Annotated in this window: 24 protein-coding genes; 14 read left to right on the top strand and 10 right to left on the bottom strand. The window is 58.6% G+C overall.

Translation table 11 applies throughout. The features are described from left to right. Window positions 1–4 precede the first annotated feature (4 nt). From ACTJI5_RS22500 to ACTJI5_RS22485, 4 genes are all read right to left on the bottom strand, one after another. Complete coding sequence (locus ACTJI5_RS22500) at window positions 5–2,545, bottom strand: TonB-dependent receptor domain-containing protein (RefSeq protein WP_440861914.1); 2,541 nt, start codon at window positions 2,543–2,545, stop codon at window positions 5–7. Window positions 2,546–2,637: 92 nt separating this feature from the next. Continuing rightward, on the bottom strand, window positions 2,638–3,645 hold the full coding sequence (locus tag ACTJI5_RS22495; protein WP_440861913.1) for a FecR family protein: 1,008 nt from the start codon (window positions 3,643–3,645) through the stop codon (window positions 2,638–2,640). Continuing rightward, window positions 3,638–4,555 carry an RNA polymerase sigma factor gene (locus ACTJI5_RS22490; protein WP_440861912.1) on the bottom strand — a complete coding sequence of 306 codons (918 nt, stop codon included), beginning with the start codon at window positions 4,553–4,555 and terminating at the stop codon, window positions 3,638–3,640. Before ACTJI5_RS22490 ends, ACTJI5_RS22495 begins: the two co-directional genes overlap by 8 nt. Continuing rightward, a complete protein-coding gene (locus ACTJI5_RS22485) occupies window positions 4,552–5,220 on the bottom strand; it encodes a GntR family transcriptional regulator (RefSeq protein ID WP_440861911.1) in 669 nt (222 codons plus the stop codon). Before ACTJI5_RS22485 ends, ACTJI5_RS22490 begins: the two co-directional genes overlap by 4 nt. A gap of 800 nt (window positions 5,221–6,020) precedes the next feature. Here ACTJI5_RS22485 and ACTJI5_RS22480 point away from each other — a divergent pair. From ACTJI5_RS22480 to ACTJI5_RS22445, 8 genes are all read left to right on the top strand, one after another. Further along, a complete protein-coding gene (locus ACTJI5_RS22480; protein WP_440861910.1) occupies window positions 6,021–6,269 on the top strand; it encodes a hypothetical protein in 249 nt (82 codons plus the stop codon). A gap of 52 nt (window positions 6,270–6,321) precedes the next feature. Further along, window positions 6,322–7,251: a nucleotidyltransferase and HEPN domain-containing protein gene (locus ACTJI5_RS22475; RefSeq protein WP_440861909.1), complete on the top strand. Its 930-nt coding sequence runs from the start codon at window positions 6,322–6,324 to the stop codon at window positions 7,249–7,251. Window positions 7,252–7,667: 416 nt separating this feature from the next. Continuing rightward, window positions 7,668–8,267, top strand: a complete 600-nt coding sequence (locus tag ACTJI5_RS22470) for a hypothetical protein (RefSeq protein ID WP_440861908.1) — start codon at window positions 7,668–7,670, stop codon at window positions 8,265–8,267. Further along, window positions 8,258–8,875, top strand: a complete 618-nt coding sequence (locus ACTJI5_RS22465; protein WP_440861907.1) for a hypothetical protein — start codon at window positions 8,258–8,260, stop codon at window positions 8,873–8,875. Before ACTJI5_RS22470 ends, ACTJI5_RS22465 begins: the two co-directional genes overlap by 10 nt. A 184-nt stretch (window positions 8,876–9,059) precedes the next feature. Continuing rightward, window positions 9,060–9,476, top strand: a complete 417-nt coding sequence (locus tag ACTJI5_RS22460; RefSeq protein ID WP_440861906.1) for a hypothetical protein — start codon at window positions 9,060–9,062, stop codon at window positions 9,474–9,476. A gap of 46 nt (window positions 9,477–9,522) precedes the next feature. Further along, complete coding sequence (locus ACTJI5_RS22455) at window positions 9,523–9,828, top strand: hypothetical protein (protein ID WP_440861905.1); 306 nt, start codon at window positions 9,523–9,525, stop codon at window positions 9,826–9,828. A gap of 4 nt (window positions 9,829–9,832) precedes the next feature. Further along, complete coding sequence (locus ACTJI5_RS22450; protein ID WP_440861904.1) at window positions 9,833–10,363, top strand: MbcA/ParS/Xre antitoxin family protein; 531 nt, start codon at window positions 9,833–9,835, stop codon at window positions 10,361–10,363. Between the two features lie 278 nt (window positions 10,364–10,641). Then, window positions 10,642–10,794, top strand: a complete 153-nt coding sequence (locus ACTJI5_RS22445; RefSeq protein WP_440861903.1) for a hypothetical protein — start codon at window positions 10,642–10,644, stop codon at window positions 10,792–10,794. 316 nt (window positions 10,795–11,110) lie between these two features. On the opposite strand, the gene hslU is transcribed toward ACTJI5_RS22445, so the two are convergent. The 5 genes from hslU to wecB are packed head-to-tail and all read right to left on the bottom strand — an operon-like array spanning window position 11,111 to window position 16,240. Then, window positions 11,111–12,412, bottom strand: a complete 1,302-nt coding sequence (hslU, locus tag ACTJI5_RS22440) for an ATP-dependent protease ATPase subunit HslU (RefSeq protein ID WP_440861902.1) — start codon at window positions 12,410–12,412, stop codon at window positions 11,111–11,113. Window positions 12,413–12,416: 4 nt separating this feature from the next. Beyond that, window positions 12,417–12,983 (bottom strand): ATP-dependent protease subunit HslV, encoded by a 567-nt coding sequence (hslV, locus tag ACTJI5_RS22435; protein WP_440861901.1) that lies wholly within the window; start codon window positions 12,981–12,983, stop codon window positions 12,417–12,419. Window positions 12,984–13,032: 49 nt separating this feature from the next. Then, complete coding sequence (locus ACTJI5_RS22430; protein ID WP_440861900.1) at window positions 13,033–13,839, bottom strand: class I mannose-6-phosphate isomerase; 807 nt, start codon at window positions 13,837–13,839, stop codon at window positions 13,033–13,035. 45 nt (window positions 13,840–13,884) lie between these two features. After that, window positions 13,885–15,180 (bottom strand): UDP-N-acetyl-D-mannosamine dehydrogenase, encoded by a 1,296-nt coding sequence (gene wecC, locus ACTJI5_RS22425; protein WP_440861899.1) that lies wholly within the window; start codon window positions 15,178–15,180, stop codon window positions 13,885–13,887. Continuing rightward, the gene (gene wecB / locus ACTJI5_RS22420; protein ID WP_440861898.1) at window positions 15,170–16,240 is read right to left on the bottom strand and encodes a non-hydrolyzing UDP-N-acetylglucosamine 2-epimerase; all 1,071 of its coding nucleotides are present in this window, start codon (window positions 16,238–16,240) and stop codon (window positions 15,170–15,172) included. Before wecB ends, wecC begins: the two co-directional genes overlap by 11 nt. 179 nt (window positions 16,241–16,419) lie before the next feature. Here wecB and ACTJI5_RS22415 point away from each other — a divergent pair, with 179 nt between their 5' ends. The 4 genes from ACTJI5_RS22415 to ACTJI5_RS22400 all read left to right on the top strand — a co-directional run bounded on the left by ACTJI5_RS22415 (window position 16,420) and on the right by ACTJI5_RS22400 (window position 21,894). After that, on the top strand, window positions 16,420–17,319 hold the full coding sequence (locus ACTJI5_RS22415; protein WP_440861897.1) for a metallophosphoesterase family protein: 900 nt from the start codon (window positions 16,420–16,422) through the stop codon (window positions 17,317–17,319). 52 nt (window positions 17,320–17,371) lie between these two features. After that, window positions 17,372–18,844 (top strand): O-antigen ligase family protein, encoded by a 1,473-nt coding sequence (locus tag ACTJI5_RS22410; protein WP_440861896.1) that lies wholly within the window; start codon window positions 17,372–17,374, stop codon window positions 18,842–18,844. 125 nt (window positions 18,845–18,969) lie between these two features. Continuing rightward, complete coding sequence (locus ACTJI5_RS22405) at window positions 18,970–19,641, top strand: polysaccharide biosynthesis/export family protein (RefSeq protein WP_440861895.1); 672 nt, start codon at window positions 18,970–18,972, stop codon at window positions 19,639–19,641. Window positions 19,642–19,683: 42 nt separating this feature from the next. Further along, complete coding sequence (locus tag ACTJI5_RS22400) at window positions 19,684–21,894, top strand: GumC family protein (RefSeq protein WP_440861894.1); 2,211 nt, start codon at window positions 19,684–19,686, stop codon at window positions 21,892–21,894. A 509-nt stretch (window positions 21,895–22,403) separates the two neighbouring features. Here ACTJI5_RS22400 and ACTJI5_RS22395 read toward each other — a convergent pair. Then, window positions 22,404–23,381, bottom strand: a complete 978-nt coding sequence (locus ACTJI5_RS22395) for a hypothetical protein (RefSeq protein WP_440861893.1) — start codon at window positions 23,379–23,381, stop codon at window positions 22,404–22,406. Between the two features lie 369 nt (window positions 23,382–23,750). Here ACTJI5_RS22395 and ACTJI5_RS22390 point away from each other — a divergent pair, with 369 nt between their 5' ends. Both ACTJI5_RS22390 and rfbA read left to right on the top strand, forming a co-directional pair. Then, on the top strand, window positions 23,751–24,461 hold the full coding sequence (locus ACTJI5_RS22390) for an acetyltransferase (protein ID WP_440861892.1): 711 nt from the start codon (window positions 23,751–23,753) through the stop codon (window positions 24,459–24,461). 290 nt (window positions 24,462–24,751) lie between these two features. Then, window positions 24,752–25,633 (top strand): glucose-1-phosphate thymidylyltransferase RfbA, encoded by an 882-nt coding sequence (gene rfbA / locus ACTJI5_RS22385; RefSeq protein WP_440861891.1) that lies wholly within the window; start codon window positions 24,752–24,754, stop codon window positions 25,631–25,633. The last annotated feature ends 29 nt before the right edge of the window (window positions 25,634–25,662 follow it).

The following is a 25,662-nucleotide window of genomic DNA, read 5'->3' as shown; positions in this document are numbered from 1 at the left end:
TTCCTCACCAATCGCGGCTGATTGTCAGGGCGAGAAAACGCCCGATGGCCGAGTAATTCGTGGAATCGAAGGGCGTATCATTCGGCGCCGCCACAAGAATTTGGTCGGGCTTCGCATTGAATATGTTGAGGGCGGCAACCGTGACGTCGGCGACTCCCGGAATCTTAACGCGGCCGGTTAGATCGAAGGTCGCAACCGGAGAAATCTTGATCGGAACTGCGCGGCGTCGGTCCGTCACACCACCGGTGAAACTCGAGAAGGCCGCGACCGTAAACCGGTCACCGTCATAAGTCGCACCGCCGCGCGCGCGAAAATGCGGCGGGCTGAAGATATTGCCCGCGAGGTCAGTGATCGGTAAATCGGGAAGCAGTCGCTGTTGGCTGTCTAGCCAAGTGGCTCCGGCGCTGAGGGTCAGTGACTGGCCCCCGGCCAGGGGAGCGCGGTAGCGGATTGCGAGGTCGGCGCCGCGATATCTCTGCTCGGCGATATTGCGGTCGCGCCCGTCGAGAAGAGCAACGACATTCGCCGGATCGTAGGGGCCGGTCGTGCCGTTAGCCAGCGGGCCGGCGGCGCCCGCGATTGCGGTGTTGAGTTCGGCCGCGGTCGGGTTGAAGGTCAAGAGCTGCGAGTAGAGCGGGTCGGTAAGGGCTCCTAGCACCGATCTCAGCGGCGGTGCGACGCGGTCGCGATAGTTGATATGGAAAAGACTCGTTATAATTTCGAGGCGCGATGACGGCCGGAACGTGGCGCTCAGCGTCATATTCTCCGAGCGTTCAGGACCGACCTCCGGATTGGGGCCGCCGATATAGACAAAGGTCGAACCTGCCGGAAACTGCGTGCCATAGCCGGTGACCGGCACCAGGCTTGCCGAGTATCCGGTATATTGCTGGATGAGCGTCGGCATCTTGAAGGACCGGCCCCAAGAGACACCAAGACTGAACTCCGGCACGGGTGAATAGACCAACCCCAGCTTCGGCGTCACAATGCTGCCGGAATCCGAATAATCCTCCCAGCGCAAAGCCGCGGTGAAGGAGGAGCGATGGGCGAAGCCGAGGTTCTGATCCGGACTAGCCAGTGGAATGAATAATTCGGCGTAAGCAAATTTATTCTCTCGCGCCGGCGTGATGTTGCGCCCGGAGAATTCGCCGTGAATGCGATTCTGACGCCAACCTCCGCCCGCTGCCAGCCGGACATCGCCCGCGGGTAGAGCGAACAGCGGGCCCTCCGCGCCTGCCTCCATCGCGATATTGCGATTGTCGAAGATCCGGATCAGCTTGGCGGCAACGCCATTTGTGAAATTGTCGGTGACGCCGTAGGTCTTGTCAGTCCCGTAGAATCCCGTCAGGCGCGTGTGCCAGTCACTGCCGATGTCGATCTCGATCGTCGGGGCGATCCCGAAGGTCTCGAACTCATTTACAACTCGGGCACCGCGGGTTTCAACCGGCCGATCGACGAACAGGCCGCGAACCGATGTCATCTCTCCGCGCTTGTATATGAGATCTGCTTTAAGGCGCACGCCCGGGGCGAACCGCTGGTGGGCGCTCAGAAGCACGCTATGGCGCTTCAGATCGGGATAGAAAGTAGAGGCGGGATTGCTGCTTGACGAAAAACTGCGATCGCTGGCGCGGATCGCGCTGTTGTCGAAATAGTCATAGCCAGCGATGAATCCGCCGCTCGACCATTTTGTTCCGCCAAGCAGGCTATACTGTTGCTGGAAATTGCCACCATCGGTCGAGCCGCCGATCCGCGCGGTCGTCGTGAACCCTTCATAGTCCTTGCGCAGCAGGATATTCACCACACCAGCGACGGCGTCGGCACCATATATCGCCGATGCGCCGTCGGTGACGATCTCGACGCGCTCGACCGCGGCAACCGGAATCGCGCTCACGTCGATTACACTGTTCGTCCCGCTATAGGCGAAGCGGTTGCCGTTCAGCAGAGTGAGGGTAGCGTTGGGACCGATGCCGCGAAGGTTGAAAGTCGACGCGCCGTTGACGTTCACATTTTCGTTTTGCGTGCCTTGGGCCGAGCCGATTCCCGGGTTCTGGCCACCTCCGAAATTCTGAGGAAGGCTACGCGCTACTTCGCCAAGATCAGCCAAGCCGGCGTTCCTGATGTCTTGGTTCGTGATCGTGATGACGGGGGCGGCCGGAGGCGCGCCCTCAATGCGCGTTCCCGTTACCACTATGGCTTCCTCGGATTCCTGGTCCGCGGACGCGCCGGACCCGGGTCGCACCCTGATCACCACTGACCCATTGTCGAACCGGGCTACCAGCGATGTGCCTTGAAGCAGCCTTTCAATTGCCTCTTTCGGCGTAAAGTTCCCCTGCAGCGGAGGGACGGAAACACCGTTTATCTGATCCGCTGCTGCATAAAGTTCCCAATCAGCCGTTGCCGCGACGGTCCTCAACGCATCGCCCAAGTCCTGTGCCGGAATGTCGAATATGTAGCGCTCGGTTTCCTGAGCGGCCAACTCCAGCGGTGACAACACCATGATTGTGCCGGCCAGTAGCGCCGGTACCGTGCGTGATTTCCAAATCTTCATAAAGCCTCCCCGAATTGCCTGCGCTGCGCGCAAGGCTATCGGGAATGCTTCGACAAGTATGGAGAGGTCGACCTTAGGCGGCCCGTGATATATTATTGGCTGCGGAGGTAGATGCCGTCCGGACGCCGGTGTATCGTAAGGTCAAACAGGTCCGCGATCCCTTTCAGGAACATCTCCGTGTCACTGATCTTGAAACGCCCTGCTGCATCTCGCTTGGCAAGCTTCGGATCTTCCACAATAATCGGAACAGACGCGTACCTGTTGGCTTCCGAAACGAGCTGATCCAGCGGGATTGAACGATGCTCCGCCCAACCGGACGGCCACTCCGCCGAAGAATTGACGCTGGGCCGTGCGGTGGAATGAACCTGCTGATCGTCAGCCCTGTATTGGAGCGCCGTGCGGGTTCGGAGCGATTGCGGCGCTGCGGCGGCGGAGGCCGCGCGCGACGTCGAGGCAAGATCGGCTTTTCCGCTGATCAACTCCACCAGGACCTGGCGGTCGTCGCTTATCATTACGTCGACGACGCCTTCGTTCGTCGTCACGGTGCCTTGGCCAGCCGCGAGGCGGAAAGGGCGGATGTCATTGGCAACCCTCACCCGAGCCCGGCCATGCGCTACGCGCACATACCGCGTGTCCGGGGATATCGATACCTCAATCCTGGTGTTGGAATCGAGCGTCGCCATGGATCCATCTTCAAGTTCGAAACTGCGTATTTCGCCGCGTTCGGTCACCAGTGGTTCCGCAGCGTGAGCAGATACGCCGGAACCCGGGATTGGAGCTCCACCGGCGCTGATCGTGATTGCAAACACGATAACCGCCGCCGCCGCCGCGCCGAACATCATCCAGCGTCTTGAGGGCGTGACAAGTTTTGCCGTGGTCGCCTCGCTGGTTTGCCCGGAAGATTTCAATATCTCGGCTTGGGCTATCACGCGAGAATAGCGGTTATAAGCCTGCCTGTGGCGCGGGGATGCCGCCAGCCATTGCTCGAATTGCTCCTGAAGCTGTTCGGTAACCTCGCCGCGCATCCTGATGCTCCATGCAAGAGCATCATCTTTGCGGAGGCCGTCGCTCCCAGAATTCGCGCTGTCATTGTCATTCATCGAGCGGGTCCACCACTTGTGCGATATGTGCCAGGGCCTTCATCATATGATATTCAACCGTTGCGATGCTGATCCCCAGACGCTGATGAATCTCGCGATAGCTAAGTTCCTCGACGCGGTGCATCAGAAAAACTCGTCTCGTCTTCTCGCTGAGACCTGTAACGGCGCGCTCATAGAGCCGGAGGAGATCGGCAGCTTCCATTTCAAGTTCTTGCTCCGGCGGACTGGCAAGGTCATGTTCTTCCTCAAGGGGAAGAAGGACGATCCTATTCCGCCGGCTACTGATTGCGCGATTTATTAGGAGGTTTCGCGCAATGCGCTGGAGAAAAGCGGCCGGGTTTGCGAGGCGATGCCGCTGTTCGCTGCCAACGGCACGCAAGAACACTTCCTGCATCAGATCCGGTGCTGCCTCTGGACCAACGTGTCGCCGAAGGTAGCGTAGCAAGACGGCGCCGTCATCGCGAAAGGCTCTGTCCAAGGCGGCGTTCCCCTCGTTGGGGACCCGGGTGGCCGTTGAAATGTTAACCGGCTTTTCCGGTTCTGCAATCCGATCCGACGTTGAAGGCAGGAGTGCGCGTGCGGAACGGTCGCGACTGAATGTAGAAAATGCCACAGGACTGATCTGAAATGGCAATGCGAGCAGGCGGGCTGTCACCCGCCTACAAGTGGTTTCTCGCTTCGCCGCCATTAAATCGCCCTGTGGCAATTTGATTGTCGGGTCACCCGTCCGGTAAGGACGAGCGTTCATAATGCGTGACGGAACTTCCACGCGGTTGCTGCCAATTTGCTCGCCGCGCTCTGCTGTCATGCCGACGGCCGTGAAAATTGGCAAGCAAAACAACGTGGAAATTTTTAATAGATAGAACACATTTTTCCCGGCAAAAAAATCCGGCAGTCCTGCGGAAATCACGGCGAGCTTGGGCGGTCGCCATGTGATGTCATCAGCCTAATATATTGTCGCGTCGCGGCGATGCGTCGGTTGTGATATCGAGTGATAAGTCGTCGCAATATCGCGCCTTTAGGGTTGTCGTTCGCTGCTGCTAGGATGTTTTCCAGCTCAGAATCGACGTCTTCAAAGATCTCAGAATCGTAGCAGCGATATTGATAGAGGCGATCATTTTGCCGTGAGATACTTTCACACCGTACGGCATTACCTGATCGGCAGCCAAGTTGGAGGAATACACTCGAGAATTGGTCTGGATTGGGCCCATTCGTGAAAATCGCGGGCGATTTTTGGGGGGTGGTTTTGATCGCGGCGAGAAGAAGGTCTCGATTATGCTCTAAAAGATCACGAAGTCCGGCTTCACTTATCCGTGGCACGTAGAATCCTTGGCGACCCGTGCGTTCGACCATTCCCTCGCCGAGCAGCCGCGGAAGAGCGTCGCACACCGGCACCATGCTTTTAGTGATAGATAGCATAGCTGCGATTTTGCTCGGATCCAGGCGCATGCCCTGAGGCCAACTTCCTTCCATAAGAAGTCGCTTTATTTTGTGATAAATGCGTTCGTAAGCCGGCGCGGGGCGCATGGGATTCGATGCGCTCTCGATCCGTCCGTGTGTCTTGTCATTGGCCATTTGGATCAGTTCTTCCTTAATGCCATTACCAATTCCCAAGCGAAAAACTATGTAATGCGGCAAATCTGGCCCGAGTCGGATGATGCAATGCCACTTTATGGCCAATTTTGCGCGAGGAGTCTAGCATTTGTTCTTTCTTTGCCTGTACGGACTGATCGCTTCTGGTCCGTGGTACTGTTACAAATTTGTATTTATGTAATAACATAGAAAATAGTATTAGTGTATTTCTGGATATTTCTGGATATTTCTGGATATTTCTGGATATTTGTGGAAGTTTTATTGATAAATTGAATCCAGATCTTTCTGGAAGATCCTTCATGACTTTTGCCGCGCGCTGCTAGCTTGAGACGGCGTCGAAGATCCATCTTGAACCACGCAAAGGATGCAAGGAACGCAGTGCCATGCTCTCGCCGCAGCCAGCGGCGCTGCTCCAGACGTGGTTGCGCGAGGGCGAGCGTCGCAATGTCATGCTACCGGCGCACGACGCCCGGAGGTCGGGTCGATATTGCGGTTTCGTCGCCGATACAGCCAGTATTGTGGTTTCGAAGCGGGTTTCAAGCCCGTAACCGTCGCGCCAAACCGACCCAGCTGGGGCGCATCCACCGAATGCGAGACCAGGGGGAGGCAAGTGAAGGGGAAGGGGGAACATCAGAGATACCGCAGCAGCAGATTGCAAATGTGAAAGAGGGAAGGAGCGACCGGACGCCGTCCGCCGATGCCTTCGATGTCAACCGCTTGATCGATGCGGGCAGCGACATTGACCCGTAACGGGCCTCTACAGGCAACTGCCGGAACGTAAAATGATCTACTTCGCTCTGAAGAACCGCCGGCTCATACGCAAGTTAGCGCAGGCGATGCGGCTGATGGCGCCGCGCGACCGTAAGATATTTTTGGGACATTTCGTTGAAGAGGCGACCTTCATAGAACTTGCGCATCTGCATTCCATCAGCATTCCTGAAGTGGAAGCGGCGCTGCGTCGCGGGCTTGAGATAATCGCCGATGTCTTGGAGCCTGAGCCGCCGCGCCGGCGGCGGTTTTGGCGGCGCTAAGCGAGTTTGGCGCTTGCCAATCAGTAGCCAGCGGGACAGGGTGAAACTGATCATGCGTACCGACCTGGACCATCTCCCCGCGAATAAGCAGCGCGAATTGGAGCGCGTTGTCCAGATCATTTTCGAGGAATTCGAGGATGCGCTGGCGCTCGCCCAAAAGCAGTGGAAGAAGAAGGGGCGCATCGAAAAAATTATCCTGTACGGCAGCTACGGCCGGGGCGGCTGGGTCGATGAGCCCCACACCGCAAAGGGATATCTGTCCGACTTCGATTTGCTCATCATCGTCAACGATAAGCGCCTAACGGAACGCGTCGATTATTGGCTGAAGCTAGATGACCGGCTGATCCGCGAACATGCGATCGACAAGAGCCTGCACACGCCAGTTAATTTCATCGTGCATACGCTGCAAGAGGTAAACGACGGTCTCGCGCACGGACGATATTTTTTCATGGACGTCGCGAAGGATGGCATCGCGCTCTACAGTTACGATGACAAGTTACTTCATACTCCAAAGCCGAAGACGCCCGAACAGGCGCTGGCGATGGCGAAGGAGTATTTCGCTGAGTGGATTCCTGCTGCTGAAGATTTTCGCGATAGCGCCGGCCATCTAATAGCGAAGGGACGCTACAAGCGATCTGCTTTTCTTCTGCATCAGGCGACTGAAAGCCTCTATCACTGTGTGCTCCTAGTGTGCACCTTCTATACGCCCCACGTCCATAATCTCGCCTTCTTGCGTACGCAGGCAGAGCGGATAGATATGCGCTTAGTCGATGCTTGGCCCCGAGAGCGGCGTGAAGATCGCGCGCTGTTTGAAAAGCTGAAAGAGGCCTATGTAAAGGCCCGCTATTCGAAGCATTACCGTATCAGCCACGAAGAATTGCTCCGGCTGAGCGGGAACGTAGACGCATTAGGGCAGGCTGTGCACGCGGTTTGCCTGGACCGAATTTCGGAGCTGGAAGCAAGCGTGCTTGGTTTTAGGTAGCGGGTTGTGTGCTCTCTTGTTGCGGTTTGGACCGTCGCCTTACAAGCGAAGAGTCGTCCCTGCTCGGGCATTCCCCTACCGCTTACGACGGCGCGCGCAAAATCGGACCATCACCGTCCCGAATCGCGACCGGCGTGCAGTCTACTGGCCCGATGGGATGATCGACGCGAGGAATAGAGCTTCGGATATCACGCCGCGTCTATTCCAGCCTGCCACGTGCAAAAGCGGCGTGCCGGCGCGGCCGATCGGCGACCTAGATATTGCCGCGACCTAGGACAATAGTGCGGCGCGTTCACGCACCGAAGCTCAAACAGAAGAAAAGGCGCAGGTTGGCCCTGCGAGAAGGATGAAAAACATCTGACGCCGGGGCTGCCGCGAGCCCCGGCACGAGGGCTCGTTCAAAACGAGTAAGCCCAATGACGAACTTCTATCCACCCGACAGCGCCATCGATCTCGTGATCGAGCCGCGCCCGACCATGCTCGACCTTATGATCAAAGGCAGCGTCCCGCTACCGATGGCGACGCGCGCCGACATGAAACTGATGCACTATCTGGCATCGTTGATGCACAGTCGCGCAAGCCGGGATGTGCTAAACATGGCGGGCCTTCTGGCCGACAGCCTGTTCATTGAGACGACCGCCGTCATCGTGCGGGCAACGGCCTGCGCCGCGCCGCTGTTCCTCAGCGAGATGGAAGCCGAGGCGATCGCAACCCGGCATTCGGTCGTGCTGCTGCGGCATACGCAGGGGCAGGCCACGGTCGATGTGACGATCGATCTCGTCCTGCCCGACGACGGCTATTTCCGGTGGCTTCAAGACTATCGGCTGTTCCGCGGCCTCGCAGGCGACAGTTGGCTGGTGCCTTATGGCGATGGCCCCTCCGTCCGATTGCTGCCTCACGGGCTCTTCCTGACCGAGCACGCGCCTTACGCCGACGACTGGGACCGGAGGGCCGGCGTCGCGCGCGCCAGCGCGCATCTCGATTCCCATTTGCATGGAGGCTGGTCATGGAGATGAAAAAACGACCTGCACCCGATGGCCTCGATTTTGTGCCCGTAGAAGGCGGCAGCGATCCCAATCTCGTCTTCGGGGTCGTCCGACGCCGGATTGGAATGGGAGCGATCCAGACCGCTCCGGCTTCCGTGCTCCGGCGTCTCTCGCCGGGGCGCAAGGCCGATGTCGCCGCGCCATGGGAACCTACCTGCTACCGCTGGGACGTCCTGCTTCCGCCGATGGCGCACGATGATTGCCTCGATCCCAAACGCCTGTGCGAGAAGTATGAGGAGCAAGCCTGTGAAGGGTTGAAGGATTTGCTCGTCATGATGACGATCCGCTTTCCCGAAGCCGACCGGCTCCATGCCATCTGGGAAGACATACGTGCATTTGCGCGCGAGCGCCTTTGCCGTGAGCGCAGTCTCGCCGTCATCGCCGCCTTCCACCTCCCGGTCCAGATCGGCTCGACCAACCCACCGCACATCCATCTGATGGCGCTCGCCAGAGAGCTCAAAAGCTACGGCTTCACCGACTTTGTCCGGCCGTTGGCGGCAGATCCCGGCAAGGCGATCTTCGCCGCAGAGTGGGCCGAATGGCAGGCGGGGCAGGGACGCGGCGCCGACGGCGTCTGACGAGGCGCCCCCTTGCCAGCGCACGGCGACTGACGTCGCGAAGTGCCTGGAAAGAAAAAGGTCCAGCTGTGGCTGGAGCGAATGAAGGAAAGCAGCCGCTGCCCAGCCAGCGCTGCCAACGAATGGATTGTACATGTCAAAATACCCCACCGCAACCGAGCGGGCCGAAGAAGTGGAAACGCTGATGGCGGCGCTCGCCATTATCCAGGTCGCCGAACTCGATCTCGACGAGAAGCCGCCGATCCTGCCCGTGCAATGCGCGCATTATCTGATCGCTGCCGACGCCTGTCTGCTCATCGTCCCCACCAAACCCTCGGCCGCTGGCGATCATCATATAGTAGAGGATATCATGTGCTTGTCGCGCTGCGACGCCCTGCTGGTCCGCGTCGCACGCCCGTGCGCCGGCGAGAAGCGAGTGCTGGTCGACATCGGGATCGACGGGCTCGTTCCCGTCTGGTTCCGGGAGTATCGGCCCTGCCTGATCGAACGCGCACTCCATTTCGTGCCTGATCAGGATGCAAGCAAACCCGCATTCAAACTGACCAAGCACGGCCTGGAGCGGGCGGCTGACTTCGACGCCCTGAGCTCTGAGTGGCTCTGACCCGCGAAGAGGGGGACGCACTGACGAATATGAAAAGGAAGAAGCTATGCTGGTGGTAAATATCGAGGTCTGGCCTTGGGGCCGTGAGGAGCGGAAGTATAAGATCGGCGAGATCACCGCCGGAAATATCGCGGGCGGCCGCATCTCTAGCTACGAGGTCCGCGTTCAACAGGCGGCCTACGAGCCCGAAGACGTACCCGCGATCAATGAAGAATTCCTGCTTCGCGATCACGACCGCCGCGACGGCGCATTGGCGTTAATTCGAGACGCGCTGCTGATTGCGGTGCCACCCATCGAAGAAAGTTCCGGCGAGGCTGGTGCTGGGACCGGGTCAACCTCGAAGGAGGGGTGAGGCGATGGATAAGCCCCCCGGTTCCCCGCGCTCTGGCTCCGCCGCCAAGATCGATATCGCACGGTTTGCGATAGCTAACCGGCGTCGACTAAGCGGGCCTGGCCTGCGCGCCTTCCTTGCTATTGCCGATCTTTGGGGACTGACCGAGGAACAGCGCCGCCTGGTCCTCGGCTATCCGGCTCGATCGACATATCATAGCTGGGTCAAGAAAGCTCGCGAGCGCCGCGACATCACGCTGAGCGTCGATGTCCTGATGCGGACTTCAGCGGTCCTCGGCATTTACAAAGGGCTTAGAATTCTCTTCGCCGACGACGATAAAGGTGTCGAATGGCTCCGGAGGCCTCATAAAGCCCGCGTTTTCGGTGGCGCGTCTCCGATCGAACTCATTGCCAGTGGAACGCAGCACGCACTTCTCACCGTACGCCGCTTCTTGGATGCTGCCTGTGGCGGACTCTACATGGGCCCGTTGTCGGAAGAGCGCGATAGGCCGCCCTATGAGGATAGCGAGATCATATTCGATGGCGCAGACGATTGAGGGCGCATCCGCTATACTGGCCCTCGTCCCCTGATCGCATCATGCTGAATCGCGACGAAGTTTTCGCGCCATCCGTTCATGCCTGATTGCAGCCTCGCGAAGCCGGACCGCCAGAAACGGATCGTCGGTCGCGCTCGCTTTCCGGCGGGCGACAGGGCTAGCTGTTCATAATAGATGGCGTCGCGCTCAGGCTCGATATCCAGCCTGATATCATGGTCAAATCGACAACTAGCTAAGTCGCGCGGGAATCCTCCTCATCTAAAAACGTGAAGATTCATATGGCAAAAATCCCGCCGAACCGTCGAAAGACAGCATATAAATCTCTTCGCCAGATCGCCGAGAAGCTGGGTGTTCCCTTTATCGTTAGTCCACCGGCAACACCGCCGACGAAGGATGGGGAGCAAGGTGAACTTGCCGATCCGAAACGCTGATCGAATTGGGCCGTTGTAAGCGTATGCCGGTGATACGTTCAAAGGCGCACCGGGAGGGACATCGGACATGATTCTGATTTTCACCGGATGCTCATCGTCTCGCTGTAATTACCGCTCGACCCCGCTGCGCTAGCGACCCAGCGCTGCGGGGCAAGCTCAAACGAGTGTGGGCCCCTCTGGCTGAGTCGATTTTCATTTGAACCATGGATCATCCGTTCCATCGACAACCAGCTGGTCAGCCGGATATCGCCGCACGAGCGCGATGCCCTAATATGCCGGGCCGCCCAGTCACAAGCGTCCGAGCGACACCCGATGCTCAAAGCACATATTTGCTGAGGTCGGTGTCGCCCACGATTTCCGAAAGCTGACGTTCGACATAGGCGGCGTCGATCTCGAGCTTGGTGCCGGGAACGTCCTCCGCGGTGAAGCTGATTTCTTCGACCAGCCGCTCCATGATCGTCTGCAAGCGGCGCGCGCCGATATTCTCGACCTTCTCGTTGACCTCGGCCGCGAGGTTCGCGACGCGCTCAATTGCCTCGGGAGTGAAGTTCAGCGTCACGCCTTCGGTACCGAGCAGCGCCACATATTGTTCGGGAAGGCCGGCCTTGGTCTCGCTGAGGATGCGGACAAAATCCGCCTCGGTTAGCGCGCCGAGTTCGACGCGGATCGGCAGGCGGCCCTGCAGTTCGGGGAGCAGGTCGCTCGGCTTGGCGACATGAAAGGCGCCCGACGCGATGAAGAGGATATGGTCGGTCTTCATCGGACCATATTTGGTCGCGACGGTGGTGCCCTCGATCAGCGGCAGCAGGTCGCGCTGGACGCCCTCGCGGCTCACCGAACCGCCGCGCACATCGCTGACCGCGATCTTGTCGATCTCGTCGAGGAAGACGATGCCGTTCGCTTCGGCGTCGGCGAGCGCGACACGCGCAACATCGTCCTGGTCGAGCCGCTTGTCCTGCTCTTCCTCGATCAGCCGAGTCGCGGCTTCGATTACCTTCAGCTTGCGGCGCTTCTTGGGTAGGCCGCCCATCGCCTTGCCGAGCATGTCCGACAGGTTGATCATGCTCATTTGCCCGGGCTGACCCGGCAATTCGAACGGCATGCCCGGGGTGTCGGCAACCTCGATTTCGACTTCGCTCTCGTCGAGATGTCCTTCGCGGATGCGCTGGCGAAAACTCTGGCGCGTGGCCTCGCTGGCGCCCTTGCCGGTGAGCGCGTCGAGTAGCCGCTCCATCGCGGCCTCTTCGGCTGCGGCGCGCACAGCCTCGCGGCGGCGGTCCTTTTCGAGCCGCACCGCTTCTTCGACGAGATCGCGCGCGATCTGTTCAACATCGCGACCGACATAGCCGACCTCGGTGAATTTGGTCGCCTCGACCTTAATGAACGGCGCGTCGGCGAGTTTGGCCAGCCGCCGCGAAATCTCGGTCTTGCCGCAGCCGGTCGGGCCGATCATCAGGATATTTTTCGGGCTTACCTCGTCGCGCAGTTCGGCGGAAAGCTGCTGGCGGCGCCAGCGATTGCGCAGCGCCACGGCAACCGCACGCTTGGCGGCGTCCTGGCCAATGATATGCGTGTCGAGGGCGGCGACGATCGCCTTCGGAGTCAGGTCCTTGTTCATATGATTATGCCTGGATTTCTATGATTTCTTGGGTGAACTGGTCGTTGGTGTAGACGCATATGTCGGCGGCAACCTCCATCGCCTTGCGAACGAGGATTGCGGGATCCTTTTCATAATCGATGAGTGCGCGCGCGGCCGACAGCGCGAAATTGCCGCCCGATCCAATTGCGGCGATGCCGCCGAGGGGCTCAAGAACGTCGCCGTTGCCGGTGATCACAAGTGTAACCTCCTTGTCGGCGACGATCATCATCGCCTCGAGGTTGCGCAGATATTTGTCGGTGCGCCAGTCCTTAGCGAGCTCGACCGCGGCGCGGAGCAACTGGCCATTGTGGCGCTCAAGCTTTGCTTCGAGGCGCTCGAACAACGTAAAAGCGTCGGCGGTCGCACCGGCAAAGCCGCCGATCACGCTGCCGTCGTGAAGACGGCGAACCTTGCGCGCGTTGGGCTTCATCACCGTCTGGCCCATCGACACCTGACCATCGCCGATGATGACGACCTTGTCGGCGCTGCGGGCAGAAAGGATGGTGGTTCCGTGCCAGGGCGCGGCACTTTGCGCATTAGGATTGGTCATGCGGCGCGATATGGGAGATAGCGGGCGGGGCCGCAAGGGGAGGGCGGCGTCAGGCCGGCCAAGTCAGTAGCGCACGGGCGCCTTGGTCGATTTCGATGCTTCGCGGATCGTCGAGCAACACCGCCTCGCCAAGGTCGACGATTTCGCCCGCGACGCGGCAGCCCGCCGACAGTGGCACGAAGGTGAGTTCGCCCGTCGTCTGTTCGAGCAGCGGCGCATCGACTGGCGCGGCGAGTTGCGCAAGATGAAAATGGGGGCCGCTGACGAGCATAAGGTTGGCGCGCGGATCGACCACCGTGTCGCGCGGATCGTGAACCGGGCCGGGGTGCAATACCTTCACTGCTTCGTCGAGATGGAGTTCGCGCGGGCGGCCATAGTCATAGAGCCGATAGGTGCAGTCGACATTTTGCTGCACCTCGACGACAGTCAGCCCGCCGCCGATCGCATGGATCGTGCCCGCGGGGTTATAGACGAAGTCGTCGGTCTTCGACGGCCGCCAGTCGATCATGTCGACGATCGATCCGTCGAGCGCGGCGTTGTGCAGGGCTTCGCGGGTCGTTTCATGCGTCAAGCCGACGCCGAGTTTGGCGTCGGGTTCGGCGTCGAGGATCATCCAGCATTCTTCCTTGCCGCGCGGAAAACCCGCAGTTTGCGCCGCCTCATCGCCCGGATGGACCTGGATCGACAGCCGTTCCGAGGTGAAGAGGAATTTGACCATGATCGGCGCTTCATCGCCGGCCGGATTGGAAAACCATATCTCGCCGATCCGACGACGGCCGAAATCGCCGAACGCGGCCGGAATATCGGTGCGTCCCCAGGGCTTTTCGACGACGATGGTTTCGAGGCGCGTCAGCATGCCACCTAGATGCGGAGCCGCCGTCGGAGCGTCAAGCGCGATGCGTCAGGCGGCCCTGTGCAAACGACTGCCGTTGCCTCCATTCGGCTGGTCGAGCCACAGGCCGCGCGTATCATAGACGATCTTGTCGCCGCGTTCCTCGATCGGGATCGATTTGAACAGGTCGTGGTCGACGAGGACGATCAACACGTCGCAGCCGGCGAGCGCGCTGTCGAGGTCGATCAGTTCGGCGCCAGTGCCCGCGAACTCCATTGGCAGGCCGCGCGCATAGGGCTCGACGATCTCGATCTGCTTGCCGAACCGGCGCGCGAGCGCGGCCGCGACCTCGACCGCGGGGCTCTCGCGGAAATCGTCGATATTGGGCTTGAAGGCGAGGCCGAGGCACGCGACGCGCGCGCCGGGGTGCTGCGCGACAAGCATTTCGGCGGCGCCAATGACGTGCGCAGTCTTGGCCAGGTTCACTTCGCGCGCGGTGCGGATCAGGCGGCTGTGGTCGGGGGCGCCATGGACGAGGAACCAGGGGTCGACCGCGATGCAATGGCCGCCGACGCCGGGGCCGGGCTGGAGGATGTTGACGCGCGGGTGACGGTTGGCGAGACGGATCACCTCCCACACATCGACGCCCATATGCTCGGCCATCATCGACAGCTCGTTGGCGAAGGCGATATTGACGTCGCGGTAGCTGTTCTCGACGAGCTTCACCATTTCGGCGGCACGCGCCGAGGTGGTGACGCACGCGCCGCGCACGAACTGGCGATAGAAGGTCATCGCGCGGCGGGCGCAGCGCGGCGTGATGCCGCCGATGCAGCGGTCGTTGTCGACGAGCTCGACGAGGATGCGGCCTGGAAGCACGCGCTCGGGACAGTATGCGACGAAGATGTCGGCCGCGCCGGTGCAGGCGCCCGGAACCTTGAGGTCGGGGCGCAGCTCGGCGATCAATTCGGCGACTTTTTCGGTCGTGCCTACGGGAGATGTCGATTCAAGTATAACGAGATTGCCTGCTTCGAGCCGCGGCGCGATCGCACGCGCCGCCGAGAGAACGCGGCGGATATCGGGTCGATGCTCCTCGTCATGCGGCGTCGGCACTGCGATGACGAAGGTGTCGGCCGGGGCGACTTCTATCGAAGCAACCAGCGTTCCGCGTGCTACGACGCCTTGGACGAGGCCGTCGAGATCGACCTCCTCGATATGAACCCTGCCGTTGTTGACAGTGTCAACGACATGCTGGCTGACGTCGACGCCGGTGACCTTGCAACCCGAACGTGCGACCAGCGCAGCAGTGGGCAGGCCGATATAGCCAAGCCCGAGGACCGTGACCTTCTGTTCGATATCAATGGGCACGCGCAACAATCTCCGCAATCTGTTTTGCCGCCGTGCCGTCACCGAACGGATTATGGGCACGCGCCATGGCTGTATAGGCGTCATTGTCGTCCAAAAGCTTGAAAATTTCGCAAACAATACGTTCTTTGTTGGTTCCGACAAGCCGCGTAGTACCCGCTTCGATGCCTTCGGGCCGCTCGGTCGTCTCGCGCATCACGAGCACGGGCTTTCCGAGCGAAGGGGCTTCTTCTTGCACGCCTCCGCTGTCGGTCAGCACCAGGTCGGAGGCAGCGAGCAGGCGGACGAAATGCGGATAATCGAGCGGGTCGATCAGCGCAACATTGCCCAGCGCGCCGAGGATCGGATCCATCGCGCTGCGGACATGTGGGTTCGGATGGACCGGAAAGATGACTGCGACATCGCTTCGCGCCGCGATGGCGGCAATCGCCTCGGCGATGGCTATCATCCCGTCGCCGAAATTCTCGCGCCGGTGCGAGGTGACGGCGATGATTCGCTTGCCGGCAAAGCGCGCGACGAGCGGGTCGAGCCCGGCGGCGAGCAACGGTTCTTCAACGATACGCGCCTTCGTCGCGAGCAGCGCATCGATGACGGTGTTGCCGGTGATATGGATTCGCTCTGCGGGCACATTTTCGCCGCGAAGCGCCGCGGCGGCGGTTTCTGTGGGAGCAAAATGCAGGTCGGCAATGGCGCCGACGACCTTGCGGTTCACCTCCTCGGGCCAAGGATGATAGATGTTCCCACTCCGCAGTCCGGCCTCGACGTGGCCGACCGGGATTTTGCGGAAATAAGCGGCGAGCGTTGCGGCCATCGTAGTCAATGTGTCGCCATGGACAAGGATGCGGTTGGGTTTTTCGGCGTCGAATGTTTCGCCGAGGCCCGTCACCAGCCGCGCGAGCAGCGCGTCGAGCGTCTGGTTGGGGGTCATCACGTCGAGGTCGATATCGGGCGTGATCTGCGCGATTTCTAGCACCTGATCGAGCATTTTGCGATGCTGGGCTGTTACGCAGACGCGCGCTTCAATGCCCGGTTGCGAGCGTAGCGCCTGGACAACCGGGAACATCTTGATCGCCTCGGGGCGAGTGCCAAAGACCGTTAATATGCGCTCAGACACTACCAAAATTCCTGTTTGCGACGATGCGTGCGGCGGGCCGCCACACGCTATCCGTGCCTTAGAAGCCTAGGCTAAAGCAATTGTTATTCCTTTAATTTCTCGTGCGCCAGATGCGTAGCGAACCGGCGATGGTCGAATTCGTTGCAAGCTCGTTCAAAGCGATTGATCGCTGGTTTGGACAGATGAACTCGGTTAAAGGGCACCGCGACGATCGGGTTTCCGATTCATTGGCGTTTTCGAAGCAAGGTTTACATCGGTTTATGGGAATTTTCTCCCGGTTTTTGAGGGGGCCAGACTCGGCTCGGATCGAACGAACACTCCCGCCGGGCGTCCTGGTGTATGCGGTCGGCGACATTCATGGCCGCGACGATCTGTTCGCCCAGTTGCTGGACAGGATCGACCGCGACCGGGGCGAGCGGCCGCATGAGCAGTGCATCCTGATTCTGCTGGGCGATCTGGTCGACCGTGGACCGGATTCGGACCAAGTAGTCGAACGCGCGCTGTCGCTATCGTCGCGCTTCGACCGGGTCCATCATCTGATCGGCAATCACGAGGAATGCATGCTCGGCGCATTGACTGGCGATATTAGCGCGCTGCGCTATTTTTCGCGCATCGGCGGCGATGCCACCATTCGCAGCTATATCAACGACGACACGCGCTATGGTGACGCATCTTTCGAGGAGCTGGCCGAACTGTTCCCAGCCCACGTTCCTGCCGCACATATCGCGTTTCTAAAACGCGGCGAGGACATGGTACGTTATGGCGACTATGCCTTTGTCCATGCTGGGGTTCGGCCCGGCGTGCCGCTGGAAAGCCAGAAACCATCCGACCTGCGCTGGATTCGCGACGATTTCCTGTCGACGTCGACCGATTTCGGGGCCTTGATCGTCCATGGCCACACGATCAGCGATCAGGTCGAAATGCGGCCGAACCGGATCGGGATCGATACCGGCGCCTATTGCAGCGGCGCACTGACGGCGCTTGGCCTAGAAGGGACCGATCGATGGGTGTTGCAGGCTTATTGCTAGATCCAGCTGCGACTGCTAGAGACCCGCTCCTTCCAATCATTAAAGTCTTACCATGGCCCATTCCAAGTCTGGCGCGCGCGGAAAAAAGGCGCGCCTTGAGTTTCTGACGCAGAGATTTAGCGCATTTTCCGGTCCGTCGGCGGACCGTTCGGAAGCGCGCGCCTATTGGGCGCTGATCGGCTTCTTGATCTTGGTCTTTCTGACCGGCGGGGCGTCACGTTCCGATGTCCAGTCACTGTTGATTTTGCGTCCTCTGGCGGTTGTTTTCTGCGGCTTCGCGCTTTTGTCGATTACGAAGGAGCAGATTCGGACTTATCGCTTCTTCTTTTTGATGGCGGGCCTGATCTTCATTCTTGTGGGTATCCACCTGATTCCGCTGCCCCCCGCAATCTGGCAGGCGCTGCCGGGGCGCGAAGTCATAATCGAAATCGACAATGCGGTGGGCAACAAGGATCTATGGCGACCGATCACGATGACCCCGAGCGCGGGGGCCAACGCATTTTTCTCGCTCTTTGTTCCACTAGCCGTCCTTTTGCTGATTGTGCAGTTGGACGGCGCGCGGCTGCAGCGTCTGGCGACGCCGATCCTGATCCTGGGCGCGATCAGCGGCGTCATCGGGATTTTCCAGGTTGCGGGTGACGCGCGCGGGCCGCTCTATTTCTATCGCATAACGAATCCGGGGGCGGCAGTTGGTTTCTTCTCCAACCGCAATCACCAGGCAATTCTGCTGCTGACGATGTTTCCGATCATTGCGTTCTTCGCTTCAAAATCGATGAAGACAGAAAATGCGATCAAGCTGCGACGCGCCGTCGCGGTCGGTATTGTCGCGCTGCTGATACCGCTTATCCTTGTCACGGGATCGCGGCTCGGTCTTTTATTGGGCCTGATTTCATTAACTTGCAGTTGGTTCATCTATCGCAAGCCGGAGGCAACGGGCGTGCGGAAGCGGACAGAGCGCAAAAATTATACCGTGGCGATAATGGCAGCGCTAGGCGTCATGCTGCTGGCTTTGGTCACCGTCCTGGCATCGCGGGCCGAGGCATTGCAGCGTCTTCTTGGCACCAATTTCGCTGAGGAAGCGCGCGTAGGCGCTTGGGGTATCACGTCGCAGATCGCATGGAAAAACATGCCTCTGGGGAGCGGCGCGGGGTCGTTCGTGGAATTGTATCGCATGGTCGAACCCGTCGCCAGCTTGACCCCGGTTTATTTCAATCATGCGCACAACGACTGGCTGGAAGTCTGGATGACCTTCGGAGTCCCGGGCGTCGCATTGATCGCACTGGCCGGCGCCGGCTATGTCGTCGCCGCGTGGAAATTGTTTACAAGTCGTACAACGCGGCCGAATTCGACAACCCTGCTTGCGCAGACGGGGGCCGCCATTATTTTATTCTTCGCCCTTAGCAGCATTGTGGATTATCCGCTGCGGACGCCGTCGCTGGCGTGCCTGTTCGTTGTCGCCTGCTGCTGGATGCGCTTTGGTTTGGGCGACCATTCGATATCCGCTGGCAACAGTCGCGGTGTTTAGCTATCGCGAATTGAAACGGTTCCGGAGAGCAAATCCTTCGGGCTGGCGCGTTGAGGAGTTGGGTTTTGTATAAAGGACTTTACACCGGCGTGCTGCTTGCCTGTGCGTTGAGTGGCTGCGCTAGCATGTCCGCCAGCAAAGTTGGCGGTAGCCCGGAGTTGCGGGTGCTGGACCAGGCGAGCCTGCCCGAACCCATGGCAAGCGACTATCGTGCCAGCCCGCGCCCTTATGCTTTGGGCGCGTTCGACAAGTTGCGGATCGATGTTGTTGGCCTTCCCGAACTGTCGCTGGAAGAGGTGCAGGCGGACGCGGGCGGCAATATCTCGGTGCCGCTGGCGGGGACGATTCAAATCGGTGGCATGACCGCCGACGAGGTCTCGCAGGAAGTCGCAAGCCGTCTGCGTACTGCGCATGTGCGCGACCCAAAAGTGGCGGTGAACCTTCGAGAGACGAACAGCCAAGTCGTGACGATCGAGGGCGAGGTTGACCGACCCGGACAATATCCCGCGCTCGGTAATATGACATTGCTCTCGCTCGTGGCAAAGGCGGAAGGGACGAGCGAGTTCGCGCGCTTGGACGAGGTCATCATCTTCCGCACGGTCAATAATCAGCGCTATGCCGCGCTATATAATCTGGCAGCCATCCGGCGTGGCGCATATGTCGATCCGGCGGTTTTCGCCAATGATGTGGTCGTGGTCGGCGATAGCCCGCAACGGCGTCTCTTCCGCGACCTATTGCAGGTCGTTCCGCTGATCACAACGCCGCTTGTTATTGCCTTGCAGAGTGGCAACAATTAGTCGCCCCGCGCTTTCTCTCATTTGAATTTGGATACCACGGCCATGCTAGTATATCGGTCCACCGAGACGGATGATCAGACTCTACGCGAGAATGCCAGTTCGAAAGAGGAACCGGGGCGTGACATTCCGCCGTTGTTGCTGGCATATTGGCAGATTGTGCTGCGTTGGAAATGGCTGATTGCCGCGATTATCGTCGCATCGGTCATTGCTGGGTTGATTCTGTCGCTGCTGATGACGCCACAATATCGTGCTACCGCACGTATGGAGGTTAGCCGCGAGCAGAAGAATGTGACGAATGTTCAAGGGTTAGAGGGCGCCGACGCGGGTCAGAATCTGGAATTTTATAACACGCAATGGGCCCTGCTTGAAGCCCGGTCGCTGGCCGAACGGGTAGCGCGTGAGCTCAGGCTGGCGGACAAACCCGAATTTTTCGTCGCGCACGGCGAGACGCCCGAAGGAGATGATGAAACAGCTGGGGCCGGATCGCCGATGAGGTCGACGACGTTGCGACACAAGCGTGAAGCACAGGCAGTGGATTTGCTCCTTGATCACATCGCGATCTCGCCGATCCGTGGGTCTGCGTTGGTCGATGTCGGCTATGTCAGTGCATCGCCGCACTTGTCGGCCCAAGTTGCAAATAGTTGGACGCAGCAGTTCATCCTGCAAAGCATGGACCGCCGGTTTTCATCGACGTCCGACGCGCGAACTTTTCTGGAAGGACGTCTGGGGGAATTGAGGGCGCGCCTGGAAAATTCAGAGCGCGAGGCGGTCAATTTCGCGGCGGACAAGGGCATTGTGCAAATCAGCAGGAGCTCCGACAACGGCGCATCTGGCGGCGATGTGACGCTGGCCAGTATGGATCTTACATTGCTGAACACCGAATTGGTGAAGGCCACCGCGCAGCGCGTGGCTGCCGAAAGCCGGCTGAATTCCGGCGGCCGGACGGCGACGGCGGAATCGCTTGGCAGTCAAGCGCTTGCGTCGATGCGGACGAAGCGGGCCGAAGCCGCGGCGGACTATGCCAAAATTCTGGTCCAGTTCGATCCTGAGTATCCGGCAGCGGTGGCGCTGAAGCGACAGATGGACGCTCTGGATCAGAGCATCTCGCGCGAGGAAACACGGATTTCTGGCACACGTACCGGCGAATATCGTGAAGCGGTGCAGCGCGAAAACCAGCTCCGCGAGCGGGTCGAAAGCTTGAAAGGGCGGCTGGCAGATCAGGAACGCAATGGCATCCAATATCAGATCTATATGCGAGAAGCCGACACCAACCGCCAGCTTTATGAAGCTCTGCTGCAGCGCTATAAGGAAATCGGCGTAGCCGGCGTATCCGCGAACAACATCGCAATCATCGACACCGCGAAGCCGTCGACGATTCCCTCATCGCCCAATCTCCCGCTGAATCTCGCCTTGGCGCTGATCGCGGGCATCGGTCTTGCCGGCCTTGCTACGCTCGTTTTGAACCAGGTCGACGAAGGTCTTCGCAATCCGGCGGACGTGAACCGCGCGCTTCAACTGCCGTTGCTCGGGAGTGTCCCCGACGTCGAGGATGGATCGGCGATCAACTTGTTGCGCGATCCGAAAACGGCGCTTTCGGAAGCTTATTTCAGCATTCAGTCGAATATCGCCTTTTCGACCGATCATGGTGTTCCACGCTCGCTGATGGTCACCAGCACGCGGCCCGCAGAAGGCAAGAGCACGACCAGTTTCGCGCTGGCAACGATTCTAGCGCGGTCGGGTCGCCGCGTGTTGCTGATCGATGCCGACATGCGCTCGCCGTCGCTTGCTGGATTCGTCGGTCTTTCGAACGAGCATGGACTCAGCAATTATCTTGCCGGTGAAGATGGCTGGCAGAAACTGGTCCATGACAATGGCGCTGGTATTCCGGCCTATATGGTGGCCGGCCCGACGCCCCCGAGCGCAGCGGAACTCTTGTCGAGCGACCGCCTGTCAAACCTCATCGGGACGTTGGGGCAGCATTTCGACCATATCGTCATCGATTCACCCCCGATCCTTGGCTTGGCCGACGCGCCGCTGCTCTCGCGCGCGGTGGAAGGTGTGGTCTTCGTTGTCGAGGCGGACGGTGTTCCCGTGCGCGGTATCCGCTCGGCCCTCGTGCGGCTTCGCGCGGCCCAGAGTCGCATTTTCGGCGTTGTCCTTACGAAGCTGCATCAGCGTCATGCGGGCTACGGCTATGGCTATGGCTATGGCTTTAATTATGGCCAGGACGAGGATGAAGCCAAGCCGGCTTGAAACCCGGCGAAGGTTTTCCGTTAAAACTCACAAAGCACCCGGTTTCCGGACTTTCGTCCAATTGCCGGCGACGTGCAGGAAGATGCACCGGGCTACGGTGCAGAAAGCCTTCGTCAACGACGTGCCTGCGTGGGACGCATTTTCGGCACGGGGCGTCCTCGACCATTTGCCAATGATGCGCTAACGATATCTCGATCAGCGCGGTAACTAGAATTTCTGCGGGCGAGGGAGCCTTGGCGGAGATGCGCTGCGCAGAGCAGATGTCACCAACGGAAGCTTGCCATGCAAAAGCCACGCATGGATGAGTCGCCGACAAAGAGCATGGCATCAGGCTTCACGAGCAATTCAATATCCGCGCCCGCGATGAAGTGCGCTGCAAAGCAAAGACGCGTCGTCCGTCTACCCGTTTGGCGGTGACCGGCTATCAAAGGCATGCGGGCTCTTTCGGGCTCTCGGAATGCTCCACAGATCGGCGTTTCCGCGGGGAGGCCCTAACGAAACTCCTCATCTTAAATCAAGTAGCCGGTTCCGTAGGCTAGGACATTCTGAATGAAGTCCAAACTCTTATATGAAAGGTACGCCATAATCACGATCACGGCTGGATGGTTTGTCTTCCCTTCGCGTAGGACGAGATAGATAAAAATGCTTATGGCCAGCATGTTTACGCGATCCCCGCCCAGGATGAATGTGGCCACCAAGGGAAATGATAATGTAATCGCCATGTTCAGCCGATCGCTTGTCACCAGCATGGCGACGAGAAGCAACGCCAAGCTTCGCGCCATGTCCGTTATGTCATACGATTGATATTGGCTCACCTTATCAATGATCTGATCACTATATATGATACAGAATAATATGAAGGCAAAAAATGTTGCAATGAACAATACGAAACTTTTCCAAGACCCGCCTTCTTTTCTCTGAAAGTATTTCACCAATCCGCGATACCTTGGGGGTAGTAGAATCGATACGAAGACAATGAGAATAGAATAATGGCTCAGTAGGGCGGCGATGCCGCCTGCGACTCTCAAGAGAGCAGGGGATAAGGCCGCTAGAATTGCAAACATATATCCGTATTTTAATCGCTCAGCTGATGTTAACAGCACTAATACGTAGTAATTCGTAAATATCAGCACCGTGAATATAAAGCTCGCTTTATATTTTCTCAATAATAGGAATATTGATGTCATCAATATCGAGTTTGATATCGATATTACGATATTTTTATCAAGCAGTGGAGACGTTGTCCACATTAAGAACCCGTATAAAGGCTCTGTAGATCCAGTGTACCTGACTTGCGTGTCGGATATCTGCCCAAATGGAGCCGAGCTCAGGGCGTTATATAGAGCGATATAAAATTTCTGATCGCCTTCGGTATATAGTTTTAGAATCCATTCAGAGAAAACATACGCTGCTATAAAAATAAGCAGCGCAAAGAAATATGTGGAATAATTTCTATTTTCTGAGCTGGCTCTGATACCGCGATACATACCTTATCCTCATCGCGCTTCTGACTTGGCCCCACGTCCGATGTTGCGCAAATCTCACGGAACCGAGCGGCCCTAGCCGCAACCATAAATGGAGGCAAGCTCGCTGGTCCGTCCGATCATGCTGACCTGCATTTGGGATATCGAGCCTTTTGCGGTGTGATAAGTTTGCGCCTGGCTTCGAGATTTGCCGAGGGGGAACTCGCGGTGCGGCCCTGGAGTGCTCCCGGTATCGAAGATGATTTGGTTGCGGGTCCGGCGTCAGCGCGTTAGCAATGCTGTCGGCCCGTGGTGCATAGGCCGTCGGCTTGCAAGAGTTCGCCTCATCCGCGAGATACATTCTTTGCAAAGCATGAGGAATTTGGTTGTAGCATGGCAAGGGATGTGGGCGATATAGTGCAGGACATATTGCTATGGGGAGGAAGAAGCCAAGCCCTCATCGTCGAAGATATGATAGATCAATATGAGATTGGATCTGTCAGATCCGTATTTGATCAGACACTTTCGGACCCATACTATAAATCCAATGGTGTGTTCATCAAATCCACACATGACCTTCGAAAAATTCTGAAGGATTTGAAGCGTTTCGTTGTCTGCATAGGAGGTGAGCACGGCTACGCTCGGCACATGACCGCGTGTTTCCTTCGTGCTCAAGGCCTATCTGACTTTCGACTCATCCACGACCGGGCGTTCCTTGATCGAGGTGTTGAGATCGGAAAAGCGATTCAAGTGATGCCGAATGTTGTTGTCCATAAGCGCGTGTATATCGGCGATGATTGCATCCTAAACACATCTTGCACGATAGACCATGAATGCAAAATCGGACATGGCGTGCATATCATGGGGAGCGCCGCGATTGCAGGCAAAGTCACTATCGGTAGCTTTGCGACTATCGGAACCAATGCCACGATCCTGCCTAATCTGAATATCGGCGAAGGAGCCCTCGTTGGGGCTGGCGCAGTTGTTACGAAGGATGTGCCGCCACATGCTATTTGTGTTGGCATCCCGGCCCGGTCGCGAGGTACATGTTTACCGCAATTCATGGACTCTCCGCTTCGCGAGATATTCAGCCGAGACGAGTAGGGCTCAGCACAATTGCCCGCGCCGATATCGAAGATATTGCTGCGTCATCGCACCTCCCCAGCGTCGGCGCCCAGCCCAGCATTTTCCTGGCGACTTGGCTTGCAATGCAAAACACAGGTCTGTGGATACGGCATATACCATGATTTGCGGGGTGGACAGATTGCGCTGATTCAGCCAGTAGGTCGCCGACCGTAAACCTGTTTTAGGTAAGTTGTGAAACCTCCCGACCGATGGGGGAGGGCCTCGCTGCTCGGCACGAGGCGGACGAATATCATTGAGGAGTATGCGATTTGCATCGCAAGGGAATAGTTTTGGCCGGGGGCTCCGGAACGCGCCTGTATCCGGCGACCCTGGGTGTGAGCAAGCAGCTGCTGCCCGTTTATGACAAGCCGATGATCTATTATCCGCTGTCGGTCCTGATGCTCGCCGGCATTCGGGATATATTGATCATCACAACGCCGGATGATCAGTGGAATTATCAGCGCGTGCTGGGCGATGGGTCGCAGTTCGGCATCCGCCTAGAATATGAGATACAGCCCACACCGGCGGGATTGGCGCAAGCTTTCATTATCGGCGAGCGCTTTATCGACAGTTCCCCGGTCGCGCTGGTCCTTGGTGACAATATTTTTTATGGGCAGGGCCTGCGCCAGCTCGTCGAGGCCGCGGCAGATGATACGTCCGGCGCCACAGTCTTTGCCTATCAGGTCAAGGATCCCAAGCAATTCGGCGTCATCGAGTTCGACGAGAACCGGCGTGCATTGTCAATTGAAGAAAAGCCAGTCCACCCTCGCAGCCATTTCGCTGCAACCGGTCTGTATTTTTTTGACGGCGAGGTTGCCGAGGCCTCACGCGGCGTGACGCCGAGTGCACGTGGCGAACTGGAGATCACGAGCGTTTTGCAGGCATATCTCGATCGACAGGAACTCAAGGTCAGCTTGCTTGGACGTGGTTTCGCCTGGCTCGATACGGGAACCCACTCGGATCTGCTTGCTGCAGCCAATTTCGTCGAAACCGTCCAAATCCGCCAAGGCGCCATGATCGCCTGTCTGGAAGAAATTGGATGGCGTAACGGCTGGCTCGAACTTGCGGAGTTGCGCCGCACGGGGGACACGCTGATCAAGACAGGCTATGGCCAATATCTTCTTGAACTGGCAGCGGCGAATGAGCGCTAGACTGCAATTCGATCTCCGTTTCTTTACGT

The organism is Sphingopyxis sp. 22461, from assembly GCF_052044915.1.
Classification (GTDB): domain Bacteria; phylum Pseudomonadota; class Alphaproteobacteria; order Sphingomonadales; family Sphingomonadaceae; genus Sphingopyxis.
This window is presented reverse-complemented; position numbering and strand designations above follow the sequence as displayed.